Genomic DNA, 16,576 nt, shown 5'->3' on the forward strand with positions numbered 1-16,576 from the left:
CTCAGCCGCCGAAGATCCGGTCCAGCAGGCTGCGCGAGCCGCCCTCCATCGGCGCCAGACGGCGCTCCGGGTCTCCTTCCGCACGGTCGCGCCGGGCCGGAACGGGGACGCCGGCGGTCGGTTTGGCGACTTGCACCGGCTGGGTGCCTACGCCGGGAAGTCCGGCCACCGGCAGGCCCTGATGCGCCGCCGACATCACCTCTTTCCAGATCTTCGCCGGCAGCGATCCGCCGGTTGCCCGTTTGGTGGGCGAATTGTCGTCATTGCCGAGCCAGACGGCAGTGGTGAGCGTGCCGGTGTAGCCGATGAACCAGCCGTCGCGGAAATCCTGGCTTGTGCCGGTCTTGCCGCCGGCGGGCCGGTCCGCGAGCTGGGCCTTGCGTCCGGTGCCGATCGTCAGGGTGTCGGCCATCATGCCATTCATGCTGGCCAAAAGGCCGGGCTCGATCACCCGTCCGGGACCGCCGCCGGTGCGGCTGTAGAGAAGGGTGCCATCGCTGCCGCGAATGCTGTGGATCACATGTGGCACGACGCCGTAACCGCCGTTGGAAAACGGAACATAGGCGGCGGCGATTTCCAGCGGCGTTACCTCCGAGGTGCCCAGCGACAGCGACAGGTTGGCGGCAAGCGGTGAGGTGATGCCCAGCCGGCGGGCGGTGCGGATCACATGCCGGGGGCCGACCTCCTGCGCCAGCCGCGCGGCCACCGTGTTGATCGACAGGGCCAGCGCCCGGGCCAGGGTGACCGGCCCCTGATAGGACTTGGAGTAGTTGCGCGGTGTCCATTTGCCGAAGCGGATCGGCTCGTCAACCCGCACGGTGTCCGGCGTCAGCCCGCTTTCCAGCGCCGCCAGATAGACGAAGGGCTTGAACGCCGACCCCGGTTGCCGGCGGGCGTTGACGGCGCGGTTGAACTGGCTGGCGGCATAGTCCCGCCCGCCCACCAGCGCCTTGACCGCGCCGGAGCCGTCGAGGGTGACCACCGCCCCCTGTTTGACGCCGCGCTTGGCGCCGTCCTCGGCCAGCGCCCGGCGCAGGGCGTCCTCGGCGACGATCTGCTGGCCGAGGTCGATGGTCGTGCTGACGGTGATGTCCTGGTCGATGGCACCGACATAGCCGGGCAGAAGGTCCATCACCCAGTCGGCGACGTAGTTCTCGCTTGCCGAGGTGTGGTGGGTGACGACGCGGGTCGGCGCGGCAATGGCATCGCGCGCTTCGGCGGCGGTGATATAGCCTTCCTCGGCCATGGCCATCAGCACCGTGCCGGCCCGCTCGTCGGCCAGATCCGGATTGCGGGTCGGCGCGTAGCGCGAAGGCGCTTTGAGCAGCCCGGCGATGGTTGCCGCCTCGGCCAGGTTGATCATGCGCGCGGATTTGCCGAAATAGCGCCGTGCGGCGGCATCGACACCGTAGGCGCCGGCGCCGAAATAGACCCGGTTGAGATACATCTCCAGGATCTCGTCCTTGGAGTAGCTGGCTTCCAGCCAGACCGCCAGAATCGCTTCCTGCACCTTGCGCTTCAGCGTCCGGTCGGGCTGAAGGAACAGGTTCTTGGCAAGCTGCTGGGTCAGGGTCGAGCCGCCCTGGACCAGCCGGCCGGAGGTCAGGTTGGTGACCATCGCCCGGGCAAGGCCGATCGGATCGAGACCGGGATGGGAGCGAAACCGCCGGTCCTCAATGGCGATCACCGCCTGCGGCAGATAGGGCGGCAATTGTTCGAGCCGCACCGCTTCGCCGCCGGTGTCGCCCCGGTTGGCCATCAGGATTCCATCGGCGGAGACAATGCGCACATTCGGCGGGCGTTGCGGCACCTGCCATTCGGAGGTCGGCGGCAGATGCGCGGCGTAATAGCCCAGCACGCCGACCACGGCGATCAACGCCCAGATGCCGAGAACGGCGCTCCAATAGGCGCCGCGCTTGAGGAGGCGGCCGAAACCGATCCGCCGGGTCTTGCGCCCCTTGCGTACAGGCTTGCGGCGCCGGCTCGCGCCGCCGCGCGGTCCCCGCGGTCCCTTGGGGGAGGATGTGCCGGCGGGCCGTTTGGGTGTCGCCGGCTTGCCGCCGCTCGCCGTCCGGGGCCGGGATTTCGCGGTCGTGGCACCGGACCGCTTCACGGCGCCGCCGGCAGGTCGGTCGGCGGGCGTCAGGCGCATGTCCAGAACGCCGCCGCCTGCGCCCAGGCGCGGTTCCTTGCGTCCGCCGCGTGACGATCCTTGTGCCATGATGCCCGGTTCGGTTGAGGGGGCCAAACCCCACTAAATTCTGCCTCGTTGCGCCTCGCGACGGCAGGTCGCCGCCATGCAAGGCGCTTTGGCTGTGCAGTTTAATTGCGGCGATTTAAGGGGGTCTTAAATCCGCCGGGGCGTGGCGGGTACCGTTCCCACGTGCACCGCCTTTACAGCCGTGCCGGTCTCGCCTACGGCTGGGGAGACGCGGCCTCTTGAACGGATGCGGCGGCCTTGAGTTTCGAGAAAGAGGGGAGGGCAGCAGATGGCCAAAGGGTATTGGATCGGCCGGGTCGATGTGACGGATCCGGAGGCCTACACAGCCTATGTCGCGGCGAATGCGGAGGCGTTTCGCACCTATGGCGCCCTGTTCCTGGTGCGCGGCGCACCGCCGGAATGCGTCGAAGGGGCGGCGCGTCAGCGCAATGTGGTGATCGAGTTCGACAGCTACGAGCAGGCGCTGGCCTGCTACCACAGCGACGCCTACACCCGGGCCCGGGCCCTGCGCGCCCATGCCGGGGTTTCGGATCTGGTGATCATCGAAGGCTATGACGGCGCCCAGCCCTGAGCCGGGCGCCCTGTCGCCGCGGCGGTCCGCCTAGCTGCCGTAGCGGCCCGCGTCGGCGCCGTAGTGGTTCACATAGCGGCTGTTGAGCGCCGAAACCGGCATGATGATCAGCACATCGGTGGTGCCGAACTGGTGGTCGACCACCGCGCCGTCACCGATATAGGCACCGAGGCGCAGATAGCCCTTGATCAGCGGCGGCAGCTCGCGCAGCGCCTGCCGCTCGTTGATCTCGGCCTTGTCCATCCGGTTCATCTCGACATAGCGCGTGTCGACCGCCCGCACGCGCCATTCTTCCGGTGCGCGGGCGTGATGATGCAGGAACGAGAGCTGCGAGCCGAGCCGGTCCGGATCGGTGCCGGCGATGGAGGCGCAGCCGACCATCACGTCGATCCGGTGCATCAGCACGTAGGACCAGATTCCATGCCAGAGCAGCTCCACCGTGCGTTTGGTGCGGTAGGGCTTGAGCACGCAGGACCGCCCGAGCTCCAGGAAACGCTGCCCCGGATGAGCCTCGACCAGCGGTTGGATGTCGTATTCGCCGGCGGTGTAAAAGCCGCCGTTGCGTTCGGCAACCTCCTGACGCAGCAGCCGGTAGGTGCCGACGATCCGGGGTTTCTTGCGCCCGAACGGCGCGTTGCGTTCCACCGCTTCATGGTCGAGCACCAGCAGGTGGTCGCAGATCGCGTCATAGGCATCGACATCGCGTCGGCTGGCCAGGGCCTCGGCATTGGCGATGGCCGACATCTCCTCGTAGAAGACGTGATACCGCAGTTGTTGCGCCTTGCGGATCTCCTTGGCGCTGCGCGCCAGGCGAACCTCCAGCGAGCCGATGCGGCCGAGACTGGGGCTGTCGCGTCGGACCCGCGATGCGCCGGTGCCGGGAAGCCAGAACGGACGATGGGCGCCAGAGGCGACGGCCGGCACGAACTTCCGCACGAAGTTGCGGGGTGACAAGAGTCCCGATCGTGGCATGACCATCACGCCCTTCCCTGTTGTGCCCCCGGACCGATCCGGCCATTTGGCGCTGCGGTCGAACCCTTGCTGTCCCGCACCCGTCAGTCGTGAGAATGACGTCATGCACCAGGAACATCGGGCCGGATGGCTATCCACCTTGGCCGTGTCATAAATCATACTTTCCCGACACTTGCATGACAATCGTCGTTAGCCGGCGGCTTTGCCGCCATCCTGCGGCGCACTGAGGCGATCGCGCAACAGGTCCGGGTCCAGCGGCTTGGCCAGCACCGCGTCGGCGCCCACTTCCAGCGCCGCATCGCGCGCCTCCGCCGTGACATCGGCGGTGACCGCGAACACGGCGACACGGGGCAGGGCCTGCTCCCGCTCCCGCTCGCGCAGGCGGCGAATGGCCGTGATTCCGTCAATCCCCGGCATGTGCAGATCCATCAGCACCGCATCGAAGTTGCCCTCGCAAATCGCCTTCAACGCCTCCGCGCCATCGCCGACGACAACGGATTCATGTCCGAGCTTGCGCAGCAACGCCTCCGTCAGCATCCGGTTGATGTCGTTGTCCTCTGCGACCAGAAGCCGCAAGGGTCGGCGCGAGGCCTGCCGTTGCCGCACGGTGGCAAGATGCGACCGTTCATCCTGCTGCAGGTCCCAGGAGGCCAGTGGCGCCCCGCTCTCCAGCATGGATTTAGTCACCTGCAGCAGCGAGGAAGAGCGCACCGGGCGGATCAGGTAGGCGCCAAAGCCGGCGGCCCGCAGGCGCGGCAGCCGATCCCGCTCGGCAGGGGTGACGAGGACGATCGCGGGGGCTTCGATGCCGATCGCCCGCGCTCCGGCAAGCCAGCCCCCGGCCTCGGTCACAGAGAGTTGGTCGAGCAGGATCAGATCGGCGTCGGCCAGGGCCTCGTCGATGGCCTCGTTGCCCGGCGCCAGCAGGGTGACGCGCGCCCCGGCCTCGCCCAGTTGCCGGGCGATCAGCGGTCCCTCGACCTGGCTTTGCGTGATCAGAGAGATGCGCTGGCCGGCGAGCTCGGGCTGGGTCCGGGATCCGTCCGCGCCGACGAGGGGCAGGTTGACCAGGAACTCCGCGCCGGCACCGGAGGAGGCCCTGGCGGTGATGGTGCCGCCCATCATCTGGACGAGGCGTTGGGAGATGGCGAGGCCAAGGCCGGCGCCGTCGAAGCGGCGCGCCGGGCCGTGATCGATCTGTTCGAACTCCTGGAACAGCCGGTCGGCATCTTCCGCGGTAAAGCCGATGCCGGTGTCGCGCACGGTCACCAGCAGCCGGGCGGGTGGCGTCTGATCGGGGTCATGGATGTGATCGACGTCGATGGTCACGCCGCCGGTCTCGGTGAATTTCAAGCCATTGCCGGCAAGATTGAACAGGATTTGCCGCAGCCGCGTGCCGTCGCCGACCAGATGGGTCGGGACCTCGGGGCCGATGTGGCACCCGATTTCCAGCCCCTTGGCCTGGGCGCGCGGGCTGAGGAGCTCCACCACGCCTTCCACCAGCGGGGTCAGTTCCAGCCGGGCGGGGGAGAGCTCCAGTCTCCCGGCCTCGATCTTCGACAGATCGAGCACCTCATCGATCAGCAGCAGCAGGATTTCGCCGGAACTGTGCACCGCATCCACATAGCTGTGCTGCTCCGCCGTCAGCCGGGTGTCCCTGAGCAGGCCGGCCATGCCGAGAATGCCGTTGAGCGGGGTGCGGATCTCATGGCTCACGGTGGCGAGAAACCGGCTTTTCGAGGCGCTTGCCGTCTCCGCCTGGTTGCGGGCGGCAACCAGTTCCTCCTCGACCCGGCGCCGCTCGGTGACATCGCGCAGGATGGTCTGGACCAGCGGGGTTCCGTCGGTCAGATCGCGCACCGGCACGTCGACCCGGGAGAACCAGCGTGGTCCCTCGGTCGTGTCGATGCGGATATCGGCGAAACCGTCGCCGGTCTCGCGGCCCTCGCTCGCGTGCAGTACGCTCATGCTGCCATCGGGAAACAGGCGCATGGCCGCGTCATTGGCGTAGGTCAGGGCGCCGCCCTCGCGCCAGCGGGTCACCACGTCGCCGAGCGTATCGAGCACGTCGCGGTGGCGCGCTTCGCAATCCTTGAGCCGCCAGATGTCGTCGAGCAGGGCCTCGCGCTCCAGCGTCAGCGCCTCGACCCTGGCGGCATGGGGGGCATCATCCGGCCGGGCACTCCCCGCGCGCGTCAGCCAGAGGGAGGCGAGCGCACCGCTCAAGAAGGCGAGGGCAAGACCGACCAGCGGTACCGGGCCGGAGGACGGGGCCAGCAGCACCAGCGACACGGCCCCGGCCAGAAGGGCGGCGATCACCAGAATCAGGAGGCCGGCAAATCGTGGCAAGCCGGCGAGGGCGGTCAGCGATGGCGCGCGCGCGGCGGCCGCCGTGCTCTTGTGCCTGCTCGGGGGCGCGGTGGATGCGGCGGTGCGGCGAGCGGCCGGGGGAGGGGAACCATGATCGTCACGACCGGTCATGGCGGTCTCCTTCAGAGGGTGTGACCGGACAGCCCGGCATCAGGGGACGCGGCCCTCCTCACGGCGCCGTGGGCAGCCAGGGACCGACGCCGCCAGCTTGACCGGAAAGGAGTTGAAAAACCGTTGCGCCGATGTCCTGCGAGGACGCTCCCGCATGGGCGGGCCAGCGCCGGAAGCGGCTCAGGCTGGCCCACCCGCTCAGGCGGCGCGCCGGTCCGGGTCGGCACCGCGATAGCTGAGGGCCTCGGCCAGATGCACCCGCCCCACCTTCTCCTCGCCGTCGAGGTCGGCCAGGGTTCGGGCCACCTTGAGGATGCGGTGATAGCCGCGCGCCGACAGATGCAGCGTGTCCGCCGCCCGTTGCAGCAGATCAAGGCCGGCCGCGTCCGGCGCGGCGATCTGCTCGATCAGCCGGGCGCCCGCCTGGGCATTGGTGCGGGCGGGAACGCCGAGCGCGGCGAAGCGGTCGGACTGGATCGTTCGGGCCGCCGCGACACGGGCGGCGACGGTTGCCGAGTTTTCCGCGTCGGCGGGGCGGATCAGGTCGCTGGCGGTGACCGCCGGCACCTCGATGCGCAGGTCGAGCCGGTCGAGCAGCGGTCCGGACAGGCGCGCCTGATAGTCGGCGGCACAGCGTTCGCCGCGCCGGCACACATGGCCTGGCTCCCCGGCATGGCCGCAGCGACAGGGGTTCATCGCGGCGATGAGCTGCACCCGCGAGGGATAGGAGGTGCGGTAATTGGCGCGCACGATCACCGTCTCGCCGCTTTCCAGCGGCTGGCGCAGCCCATCCAGCACCTGCGGCTGGAATTCCGGCAACTCGTCCAGGAACAGGACGCCATTGTGAGCCAGCGACACCTCGCCCGGCCGGGCGCGGATGCCGCCGCCGACAAGCGCCGCCATGGAGGCCGAATGATGCGGGGCGCGGAACGGCCGCCGCTCGGTCAGCCGCCCGTCGGCCAGCTCGCCGGCGATGGAGGCGATCATCGACACCTCCAGCAATTCCTTCGGCGACAGGGCCGGCAGGATCGACGGCAGCCGGGCGGCGAGCATCGACTTACCGGCGCCGGGCGGTCCGACCATCAGGAGGTTGTGGCCGCCGGCGGCGGCGATCTCCAGCGCCCGTTTCGCGGTTTCCTGGCCGCGCACCTCGGCAAGATCCGGCAAGGGGGCGGCGCTGGTGTTGAGCCGGGGCACCGGCCGCGACAGCATCTGGGTTCCCTTGAAATGATTGGCGAGCTGGATCAGCGACTTCGGCGCGAGAATATCCATGTCCCGGTCGGCCCAGGCCGCTTCCGAGCCGCAGGCGGCGGGGCAGATCAGCCCCTTGTCGAGCACATTGGCGCCGATGGCCGCCGGCAGCACCCCGGTCACCGGCGTGATGCCGCCATCGAGAGCGAGTTCGCCAAGGATGACATAGCGCTCAAGCGCATCCGCCGGCACGGCGCCCATCGCCGCCATCAGCGCCAGCGCGATTGGCAGATCGTAATGGGAGCCTTCCTTCGGAAGGTCGGCGGGGGCGAGATTGATCGTCACCCGCTTGGCCGGCAGGGCAAGGCCGGAGGCAATCAGCGCCGAGCGCACCCGCTCGCGGCTTTCCCCCACGGCCTTGTCCGGCAGGCCGACGATGGTGAAGGCGACCTGGCCGGGGCCGATCTGCACCTGCACATCGACCGGCTTGGCCTCGATGCCCTGAAAGGCAACGGTGGTTACCCGCGACACCATTCTCGTCCCCCCGCATGGTCACGCGGGGCAACCTAGCGCAACCCATGCGGGAGAGCAAGAACATATGAGGAACGGGCGTGCGCCGGGTCAGCCGGCGCGCTTGGCCTCGACCGTGTCCCAGAACAGGGCGGCGATGTCCGGTCCGCCGAGCCGGGCGACGGCGCGGATGCCGGTGGGGGCGGTGACGTTGATTTCCGTCAGATGGCCGTCGATCACGTCGATGCCGACCAGGATCAGTCCGCGTTCGCGCAGGGCCGGGCCGAGCCTTGCGCAGATCTCGCGCTCGCGCGGGGTCAGGTCGGCTTCGCGCGCCGCGCCGCCGCGCACCATGTTGGAGCGCAGGTCGCCGGCCTGCGGCACCCGGTTGACCGCACCGGCGAACTGGCCGTCGACCAGGAGGATGCGCTTGTCCCCTTCGGAGACATTGGGCAGGAACTTCTGGATCACCCAGGGTTCGCGGAAACTCGCTGCGAAGAAATCGTAGAGCGAACCATAGTTGAGATCGTCGTTGGTGATCCGGAACACGGCGGCGCCGCCATGGCCGAACAGCGGCTTCATGACGATGTCGCCATGCTCGGCGCGGAAGGCGTCGATGGTCTCCCGGTCACGGGTGATCAGCGTTTCCGGCATCAGGTCGGCGAATTCGGTGACGAACAGCTTTTCCGGCGCATTGCGCACCGAGGCCGGATCGTTCACCACCAGGGTCTTCGGGTGGATCTTTTCCAGCATGTGGGTGGCGGCCACATAGGCCATGTCGAACGGCGGATCCTGGCGCATCAGGATCACGTCCATTTCCGACAGATCGACCATCTTCCGCTCGCCAAGAACGAAGTGTTCGCCCTTTGCGTCGCGCACCTCGACCGGCTCCAGGCCGGCGGTGATCGTATCGCCGGTCATGGCCAGCCGGTCGGGCGTGTAGTGGTAGAGCGCGTGACCGCGCGTCTGGGCTTCGAGCATCAGCGCGAAGGCGCTGTCGCCGGCAATGTTGATGGAGGAGATGTGGTCCATCTGGACCGCGACCTTGAGCGACATGGGCGTCTCCGCTGCCGTATGGCGAAGGGGGAGGGGCCGGGATCCGGATCGGAGCCGGCGGCCTTGAGGGGTGTTGCCCAAGATATGCGGGCCGCCGCCGGGTTTGTCCAGATGCGCCGCCGCGCCAATGGTCACGGGACGGGGTTATCACTCGTTGGGGACAAAGGCGTTGGCGATATGCCGGGGCAGGTGCCGCGGACACAGCAGCACCGCATCGAAGCGCAGGGTCAACCGGTGAAGATCGGTGCGCCCGCTCTGCCACATGCGCGCCGCCGCCGCGATCCGTCGCTGGCCTGCCGGGGTAATTGCCTCCAGCGCCGCCTGTGGCGTTGCCCGTGCCTTGACCTCGACAAAGGCGACGACACGCCCCCGCCGGGCGATGATGTCGATCTCCCCGCCGCTCGCCCGGTAGCGCCGGGCGAGGATGCGCCAGCCCTTGAGGCGCAGGAACAGCGCGGCCCGCGCCTCCGCCCGCAGGCCCAGCCGATAGGCGGCCTGGCGTCGCTCCGCCGAACTCCCGCTGCGCCCTTGCCGCTCCATGTCCCACCGTGTCTCGTGTGATCTTTTCCCTAGGCGGGAAACTTGAACAGTGTTGTGAGGGCCAGCGCGAACACGGTGGCGAGAAAACCGCCAAGCGCCAGCTTCCAGGCGTCGCGGCGGTGTTTGAGGCCGGGCCAGCCGAGAGGCTTGATGATCTGGATCGCCGCGACGGCGGCGAAGAACAGCATGATGATCTTGGTCATGTCTGCGGCTCCCCGTCGCTTTCGTCTTCGTCCGCCGCCTCGGGGCCGGCCTTCAACTCCAGCGCCCGGGCATAGAGGGTCTTCCGGTCGAGCCCGGTCTTCTGCGCCACCAGCTTGGCCGCCGTCGCCGCCTTGTTGCCGGCAAGCGCGGCGATCAACAGCGCGTCCGCATCTTCCGCATCCGCCTCGGCCTCCGCCTGCGGTGGGCCGATGACGACGACGATCTCGCCCTTGACCGTCTGGTCGGCGAACAGCTCGGCGAGCGAGCCGAGGGTGCCGCGCTCGAAGGTCTCGAAGCGCTTGGTCAGTTCGCGGGCGACCGTGGCCTCCCGGTCGGGCCCCAGCACCGTGACCATATCGGCCAGCGAGCGCGCCAGCCGGTGCGGGCTTTCGAACAGGATCAGCGTTGTCGGCAGCGTCCGCAATTCGGCAAGGCGGGCGGAGCGGGCGCCGCTTTTCTGTGGCAGGAAGCCGGCAAAGCAAACCGTGTCCGAGGCGAGACCGGCGCCGACCAGCGCCGCGAACGGGGCGTTCGCACCCGGCACCGGAATCACCCGATGGCCGGCCGCCACCACGTCGCGCACCAGCCGGTAGCCCGGGTCGGAAACGAGCGGCGTGCCGGCATCGGAAACGAGCGCCACCGCCTCGCCGTTTTCCAGCGCCGCGAGCAGGCGCGGGCGCATCCGGTTCGCATTGTGCTCGTGGTAGGCGATGAGCGGTGTCCTGAGGCCGAAGCGCTGCACCAGCTTGGCGGTGATGCGCGTGTCCTCGCAGGCGATCAGGCTGGCTGAGGCCAGCGTTTCCAGTCCGCGCACGGTCATGTCGCCCAGATTGCCGATCGGCGTGGAGACGATATAGAGCCCCGGCTCCAGCCTTGGCGCCTCGAACCGGTGGGCGCCGATGATGAAGCCTGTGTCCGCTGACCGTCCGCCAGAGGCGGGTGCGCTGGCAGGTACGCTGGCTGGGCCCGTGTCTGGGGAAGCGTCAGGGTCAGGGGAGGACATGCTCATCAGGGTCTTTCGCGGCACGGGAGGGGCGGCGTGGGCGGGGGCAATGGCGGTGTGCGGGCGTTTCGCGCGGGTGGTGGCCTCATGGAAGGCCGGTTCCGGCATGGCTTGGGCATCGAAATTCCACATCCGGCCCGCTTTTTGACAGGAAAAGGCGAGGATACCAAGATTTACATGCAATGGGCCGGGCTGATAAGCATCTCATCAGGATAATCTGGCAGGCGGACGCAGCGCGAAGGCGCATGTTCGTCCTGCACGCGGGCCGGTCCGCGGGTTCTGGGAGAACTGACGCCGTGCTTGGAATTTTCGACGTTATGCGTGGCGCCGCCGCGAAGGCGCGCCTGGGGTCCCTTGGAGCGATGCTCGCCGGTGCGGTCGCCCTGACCGGCTGCATGGGCTCGAGCCTTGGCGAATATCCCGGCTATCCGTCGACACCCGATGGCCAGCCGGCGACAACGGGCGAAACACTGGGGACCGGAACGGTGCGGGTCGGCCTGCTGCTGCCGATGTCGGGGGGCGGCAGCGCCTCATCGATCGCCACCGTGTTCCGCAACACCGCGGAACTGGCGTTGAGCGATTTCCAGGGCGCCGATATCCAGATCCTCGTCAAGGACACCGCCGGCACGGCGGCGGGCGGCAAGGCGGCCGCCCAGGCGGCGATTTCGGAAGGGGCGGAATTGCTGCTCGGGCCGGTGTTCGCGCCGGCAGTGGGCGGTGCCGGCTCGGTCGCGCGCGCCTCGGGCGTGCCGATCGTCGCCTTTTCCAGCGATGAAGCGGTCGCCTCGCGCGGCATCTACCTCCTCAGCTTCCTGCCGCGCGGCGATGTCCAGCGGATCGTCACCTACGCGGCGTCGCAGCGCAAACGCTCCTTCGCCGCGCTGTTGCCCGACGATACCTATGGGGCGGTGGTCGAGGCGGCCTTCCGCCAGGAGGTCGGCCGGGCCGGCGCGCGGATCGTTACCATCGAGCGCTACAAGGTGCAGGGCGGCGACACCACCGACATTGCCGAAAAGGCCCGGCGCATCGCCGCCAACGCCAGCCAGATCGATGCGGTGTTCGTGCCGGCGGGCAATGTCGCGCCCTTCGTGGCGCAGACCCTGACGACCAGCGGCGTCAACCTGGCGACCACCAAGATGCTGGGCAGCGGCCAGTGGGAAGCCACGCAGGTGCTGAACGCGCCGCCCTTGTCGGGCGCCTGGTATCCGGGGCCGGATGGCGCGGGTTTCAAGGCCTTCGCGGAACGCTACCGCGCCGTGCATGGCTCGGCGCCGCCGCGCAACGCCTCGCTCGCCTATGACGCGACGATCCTGGCCGCCGGGCTGGTGCGCTCCGCCGGGGCAAGCCGCTTCTCCGAGCGGGTGCTGACCAACCGCGACGGATTTCTCGGCATCGACGGGGTGTTCCGCTTCAACCGCGATGGCCTGAACCAGCGCGGTCTGGCGATCTACGAGGTGACCGGTTCGGGCTCGCGCGTGATCGCGCCGGCGCCGCGCTCCTTCGGCTCCGGAAGCTGACCGGTCGCCGCAACGGCGCGCGCAATCGTTATGGGGGAGGATGGCCGGTGAGCCTGACCGACAAGCGTATCCTGTTGATCATCGGCGGGGGCATCGCCGCCTACAAGAGCCTCGATCTCATTCGCCGCCTGCGTGAGCGCGGCGCCCGGGTGCGGGCGGTGATGACCGAGGGCGCCTGTCAGTTCATCACCCCGGTCTCGGTCGGGGCGCTGACCGGGGAGCGGGTGTTTCTCAACCTGTTCGACCGGGATGAGGAGCAGGATGTCGGCCACATCCGGCTGGCGCGCGAGGCGGATGCGGTCATCGTCGCCCCGGCGACGGCGGATCTGATGGCGAAGATGGCCAACGGCCTTGCCGGCGATCTGGCAACGGCGGTCCTGCTTGCCTGCGACCGGCCGGTGTTGGTCGCCCCGGCCATGAACCCGGCCATGTGGGCCCATCCGGCGACCCGCCGCAATCAGGCGCAGCTTGTGGCCGACGGCCTGCGGTTCGTCGGTCCCAACAGCGGCGAGATGGCCGAAAGCAACGAGGCCGGCCTTGGCCGGATGGCCGAGCCGATGGAAATCCTGCAGGCGGTGGCGGAGACGCTGGCGCCGCCTCTGTCGGGGCTCGCCGGGCGGCATGTGCTGATCACCTCCGGCCCGACCCATGAGCCGATCGACCCGGTGCGCTACATCGCCAACCGCTCCTCCGGCCGTCAGGGTCATGCCATCGCCGCCGCCTTTGCCCGGGCGGGCGCCCGGGTGACGCTGGTCTGCGGACCGGTGACGATCCCCGATCCGGCCGGTGTGGAGGTGGTGCATGTGGAAAGCGCGCGCGAGATGCTGGCCGCTGTCGATGCGGCCTTGCCGGCCGATGTGGCGGTGATGGCGGCTGCGGTCGCCGACTGGCGCATGGCCGAGGCGCAGAACGGCAAGATCAAGAAGGACGGCAGCGGCACGGTTCCGGCGCTGGCCCTTGTCGAAAACCCGGATATCCTCGCCACCGTCGGCCGGCATGCCACCTTGCGCCCGCGCCTTGTCGTCGGCTTCGCCGCCGAAACCTCGAATGTGGTCGACAATGCCCGGGGCAAGCTGGCGCGCAAGGGCGCGGACATGATCCTTGCCAATGACGTGTCGCCGGAACACGGGGTGATGGGCGGCGAGCGCAACACGATCCATCTGGTCAGCGGCGAGGGCGTTGCCAACTGGCCGACCCTGAGCAAGACGGAAGTGGCGGAACGGCTGGTGGCGGAAGTCGCCCGCCGTCTCGCCGCAACCGTCGGACCGGCGTGACCGGCGGTTTTTGAAGGCTCAGATCTTTGCCAAAATCAGCCTTTGTGAGCTCAACTATAATAGGTTCGAGTCTTAGCAATGGCTCTCTGAGCCTTCATCTCATCGTAATCTTTCAGGGTTTTTTCTGGTACTAATTTTCTGATTTCAAGAAGCTCACTTTTTAATTTGCTGTTTTCGATTATCTCCTTATTCAATATTTCTTCATTTATTATTCGTTGAAGGTCCATTTGATGAGAGGTTTCGTAGTAATAGTCATTGGATTTGTTTAGGCGTTCAGTAACTTCATTGAGGTTAAATTCAAGCTCTTCAATTCTCGCCTGAGATTCGAGCTGTGCAGTCTCCAAACTTTCCTCACGAAGCCCTGTATGCTCCATAAGGCGGAACAATACAATTGCTAGCGGTAGGGAGATGAACCCCGCGAGGCTTTGGCTTAACGGGTAAAAATCCCCGTATTCATCCACGCTCCCCCAGCTATTCGGAATAAATGAAAACGCTAGATCGAAAATGACTAGACCAGCTATAAAAAATGCCAACCCCGCACCCAAAAGATGTGATTTAGAACGAAGAGGCGAGTATTTTCTGTCCGGTGAAAAGTCTCTAGTATCTCTATATAAAATGGAGAAACGATCTGGATGATACGCGGCGAGTACAACTACCCACGCCGCGTTCACAATCAAAATCCAAGAAATCAAGAAAATGATGCCTCTGAACAAATCCATCAAGCGGCTCCTTTCCGAACACGCTACGGATGCCACGGCTAGCCGTATCGAATTGAAGGTAATTGAAGGATGATTCTCCGCAACCTACTTGACCGACTTTTTAATTCGGCCCACAAAACCAGCGATCTCGGTACACAAGCTAGGCAGCCCAGCTAAGCGCCTGCCGCGCAAAGCGCTGATATTAAGGCTATTAGGCGTTTGATGTCAGCCAGACCAAGCTAGGTTGCCCCACTTACCAACGGACCCAAGCCATGACCCTTCCCCTTCGCGTGCGGCGCCTGCCGCATGGCCTCGACCTGCCGCTTCCCGCCTATCAGAGCGACGAGGCCGCCGGCATGGACCTTCTGGCGGCGGTGGACGAGCCGCTGGTGCTTGCGCCGGGCGCGCGGGCGCTGGTGCCGACCGGCATTGCCATTGCCCTGCCGCCCAACACCGAGGCGCAGGTGCGGCCCCGCTCCGGCCTTGCCGTCAAGCATGGGGTGACGGTGCTGAACACGCCCGGCACCATCGACCCGGACTATCGCGGCGAGATCAAGGTGATCCTGATCAACCTCGGCGAGGCGCCCTTCACCGTGGAACGCGGCAGCCGCATTGCCCAGATGATCATCGCCCCGGTGGCCCGGGCGGACCTGATCGAGGTCGATGCGCTGGACGAGACCCTGCGCGGCGACAACGGCTTTGGCTCCACCGGGCGGCACTGACAGAACCTGCAAGCGCGCGCGGGCGTCATTCCGCATTTCCTGGAAAATCGTTCTACCTGGCCGGTAATTTGTAGGACGAGATTTTACATTTCGCCATTTGGGGTAAGGTGTCCCCCTCGCTTCCTGTACCGCTCGCTTCTACATTGGGCGGCAAGACACGCGGCCCTTCTCGCGCCGCTTTTCAGGAGAGCCTGTGATGAGCGATCAAACCCCCGGCCGGGGCCGGATCTATTCCTCCATTGTCGAGACCATCGGCGACACGCCGCTCGTGCGTCTCGACAAGCTGGCGAAGGATGCCGGCGTTAAGGCGGAGATCCTTGGCAAGCTGGAGTTTTTCAACCCGCTTGCCAGCGTCAAGGACCGCATCGGTCTGGCGATGATCGAGGCGATGGAAGCGGCTGGCAAGATCGCCCCGGGCAAGACCACCCTGATCGAGCCGACATCGGGCAACACCGGCATCGCCCTTGCCTTCGTTGCCGCCGCCAAGGGCTACCGGCTGATCCTGGTGATGCCGGAAACCATGTCGGTGGAACGGCGCAAGATGCTGAAGCTGCTTGGCGCGGAGCTGGAGCTGACCGAAGGGCCGAAGGGCATGAAGGGCGCGATTGCCCGCGCCGAGGAACTGCTGGCCGAGATCGATGGTGCGGTCATCCCGCAGCAGTTCGAGAACCCGGCCAATCCGGAGGTCCATCGCCGCACCACGGCGGAGGAAATCTGGAACGACACCGACGGTCGGGTCGACGCCTTCGTGTCCGGCATTGGCACTGGCGGCACCATCACCGGCGTTGCTGAGGTGTTGAAGACCCGCAATCCGGATCTGCATGTGGTGGCGGTGGAGCCGACCGACAGCCCGGTGCTGTCCGGCGGCGCGCCCGGCCCGCACAAGATCCAGGGCATTGGCGCGGGCTTCGTTCCCGGTGTGCTCAACACCAAGGCCTATGACGAGGTGCTGCAGGTCTCCAACAACGAGGCCTTCGAGATGGCACGCAAGGTGGCGGTGCTGGAAGGCTTGCCGGTGGGCATTTCCTCCGGTGCGGCGCTGGTCGCGGCGCTGAAGGTCGGGGCGCGGCCGGACATGGCCGGCAAGCGGATCGTCGTGATCATCCCGTCCTTTGCCGAACGCTACCTCTCCACCGCCCTGTTCGACGGGCTGGAGTAGGCGCGGCGCACGCTGCGAACAAGATGACCTGAACGGATCCGGCGCGGAAGAGAGCTTCCGCGCCGGACTTGTTTGCCTCTTGCGTCCTTGTCAGCGCAGGACGACGGCGGTGCCGGTGGCGCTGACCATCAGCATGGAACCGCCCTGGCCGAGGGTCTCGTAGTCGAGATCGACGCCGACCACGGCGTTTGCGCCAAGCGCCCTCGCATTCTGCTGCATTTCCTCCAGCGCGATCTTGCGGGCCTTCATCAGCTCTTGTTCATAGGCGCCGGACCGGCCGCCGACGATGTCGCGGATGCCGGCGAACAGGTCCTTGAACAGGTTGGCGCCGAGGATCGCCTCGCCGGTGACGATACCCTTGTATTCGGCGATCTCCTGGCCCTGCAGGGTGTTTGTGGTGGTGACCAGCATGCCGGCTCCTTCGGGTTGCAATCTGGAGCCCGTCAGGTGGCGTTCG

15 protein-coding genes are annotated in these 16,576 nt (G+C 67.2%); 5 read left to right on the top strand and 10 right to left on the bottom strand.

Annotated elements, in window-relative coordinates; all coding sequences use genetic code 11:
* Position 1: 1 nt before the first annotated feature.
* Positions 2 to 2,221, bottom strand: coding sequence for a transglycosylase domain-containing protein (locus tag LC062_RS14720; protein WP_224911795.1), 2,220 nt, complete (start codon positions 2,219 to 2,221; stop codon positions 2 to 4).
* Between the two features lie 268 nt (positions 2,222 to 2,489).
* Between LC062_RS14720 and LC062_RS14725 the strand changes: the two genes are divergently transcribed.
* Positions 2,490 to 2,792, top strand: coding sequence for a DUF1330 domain-containing protein (locus tag LC062_RS14725; RefSeq protein ID WP_224911796.1), 303 nt, complete (start codon positions 2,490 to 2,492; stop codon positions 2,790 to 2,792).
* A 30-nt stretch (positions 2,793 to 2,822) separates the two neighbouring features.
* Here LC062_RS14725 and LC062_RS14730 read toward each other — a convergent pair whose 3' ends face one another.
* From LC062_RS14730 to rsmI, 7 genes are all read right to left on the bottom strand, one after another.
* The gene (locus LC062_RS14730) at positions 2,823 to 3,764 is read right to left on the bottom strand and encodes a GNAT family N-acetyltransferase (RefSeq protein WP_224911797.1); all 942 of its coding nucleotides are present in this window, start codon (positions 3,762 to 3,764) and stop codon (positions 2,823 to 2,825) included.
* A gap of 189 nt (positions 3,765 to 3,953) precedes the next feature.
* Entirely contained in the window at positions 3,954 to 6,245 is a 2,292-nt protein-coding gene (locus tag LC062_RS14735; RefSeq protein WP_224911798.1) for a response regulator, read from the bottom strand.
* 198 nt (positions 6,246 to 6,443) lie between these two features.
* Positions 6,444 to 7,970, bottom strand: a complete 1,527-nt coding sequence (locus LC062_RS14740) for a YifB family Mg chelatase-like AAA ATPase (RefSeq protein WP_224911799.1) — start codon at positions 7,968 to 7,970, stop codon at positions 6,444 to 6,446.
* An 87-nt stretch (positions 7,971 to 8,057) separates the two neighbouring features.
* Positions 8,058 to 9,002, bottom strand: a complete 945-nt coding sequence (gshB, locus tag LC062_RS14745; RefSeq protein ID WP_224911800.1) for a glutathione synthase — start codon at positions 9,000 to 9,002, stop codon at positions 8,058 to 8,060.
* Between the two features lie 147 nt (positions 9,003 to 9,149).
* Positions 9,150 to 9,542 (bottom strand): YraN family protein, encoded by a 393-nt coding sequence (locus LC062_RS14750; RefSeq protein WP_224911801.1) that lies wholly within the window; start codon positions 9,540 to 9,542, stop codon positions 9,150 to 9,152.
* A gap of 29 nt (positions 9,543 to 9,571) precedes the next feature.
* A complete protein-coding gene (locus tag LC062_RS14755) occupies positions 9,572 to 9,745 on the bottom strand; it encodes a hypothetical protein (RefSeq protein ID WP_181760029.1) in 174 nt (57 codons plus the stop codon).
* The gene (gene rsmI / locus LC062_RS14760; protein WP_404829731.1) at positions 9,742 to 10,749 is read right to left on the bottom strand and encodes a 16S rRNA (cytidine(1402)-2'-O)-methyltransferase; all 1,008 of its coding nucleotides are present in this window, start codon (positions 10,747 to 10,749) and stop codon (positions 9,742 to 9,744) included. The genes LC062_RS14755 and rsmI overlap by 4 nt, the downstream gene beginning before the upstream one ends.
* Before the next feature lie 296 nt (positions 10,750 to 11,045).
* Between rsmI and LC062_RS14765 the strand changes: the two genes are divergently transcribed.
* Both LC062_RS14765 and coaBC read left to right on the top strand, forming a co-directional pair.
* Positions 11,046 to 12,266 (top strand): penicillin-binding protein activator, encoded by a 1,221-nt coding sequence (locus tag LC062_RS14765; protein ID WP_224911803.1) that lies wholly within the window; start codon positions 11,046 to 11,048, stop codon positions 12,264 to 12,266.
* 47 nt (positions 12,267 to 12,313) lie between these two features.
* The gene (coaBC, locus tag LC062_RS14770; RefSeq protein ID WP_224911804.1) at positions 12,314 to 13,540 is read left to right on the top strand and encodes a bifunctional phosphopantothenoylcysteine decarboxylase/phosphopantothenate--cysteine ligase CoaBC; all 1,227 of its coding nucleotides are present in this window, start codon (positions 12,314 to 12,316) and stop codon (positions 13,538 to 13,540) included.
* 50 nt (positions 13,541 to 13,590) lie between these two features.
* Here the strand turns inward: coaBC and LC062_RS14775 are convergent, their stop codons facing one another.
* Positions 13,591 to 14,259: a hypothetical protein gene (locus LC062_RS14775; RefSeq protein ID WP_224911805.1), complete on the bottom strand. Its 669-nt coding sequence runs from the start codon at positions 14,257 to 14,259 to the stop codon at positions 13,591 to 13,593.
* 251 nt (positions 14,260 to 14,510) lie between these two features.
* On the opposite strand from LC062_RS14775, the gene dut reads away from it, so the two are divergent.
* The gene (gene dut / locus LC062_RS14780; protein ID WP_224911806.1) at positions 14,511 to 14,960 is read left to right on the top strand and encodes a dUTP diphosphatase; all 450 of its coding nucleotides are present in this window, start codon (positions 14,511 to 14,513) and stop codon (positions 14,958 to 14,960) included.
* A 196-nt stretch (positions 14,961 to 15,156) separates the two neighbouring features.
* Complete coding sequence (cysK, locus tag LC062_RS14785) at positions 15,157 to 16,119, top strand: cysteine synthase A (protein ID WP_224911807.1); 963 nt, start codon at positions 15,157 to 15,159, stop codon at positions 16,117 to 16,119.
* A gap of 90 nt (positions 16,120 to 16,209) precedes the next feature.
* On the opposite strand, the gene LC062_RS14790 is transcribed toward cysK, so the two are convergent.
* Entirely contained in the window at positions 16,210 to 16,530 is a 321-nt protein-coding gene (locus tag LC062_RS14790; RefSeq protein ID WP_224911808.1) for a heavy metal-binding domain-containing protein, read from the bottom strand.
* Between the last annotated feature and the right edge of the window lie 46 nt (positions 16,531 to 16,576).

It is taken from the genome of Stappia indica (assembly GCF_020177335.1).
Lineage (GTDB): Bacteria > Pseudomonadota > Alphaproteobacteria > Rhizobiales > Stappiaceae > Stappia > Stappia indica_B.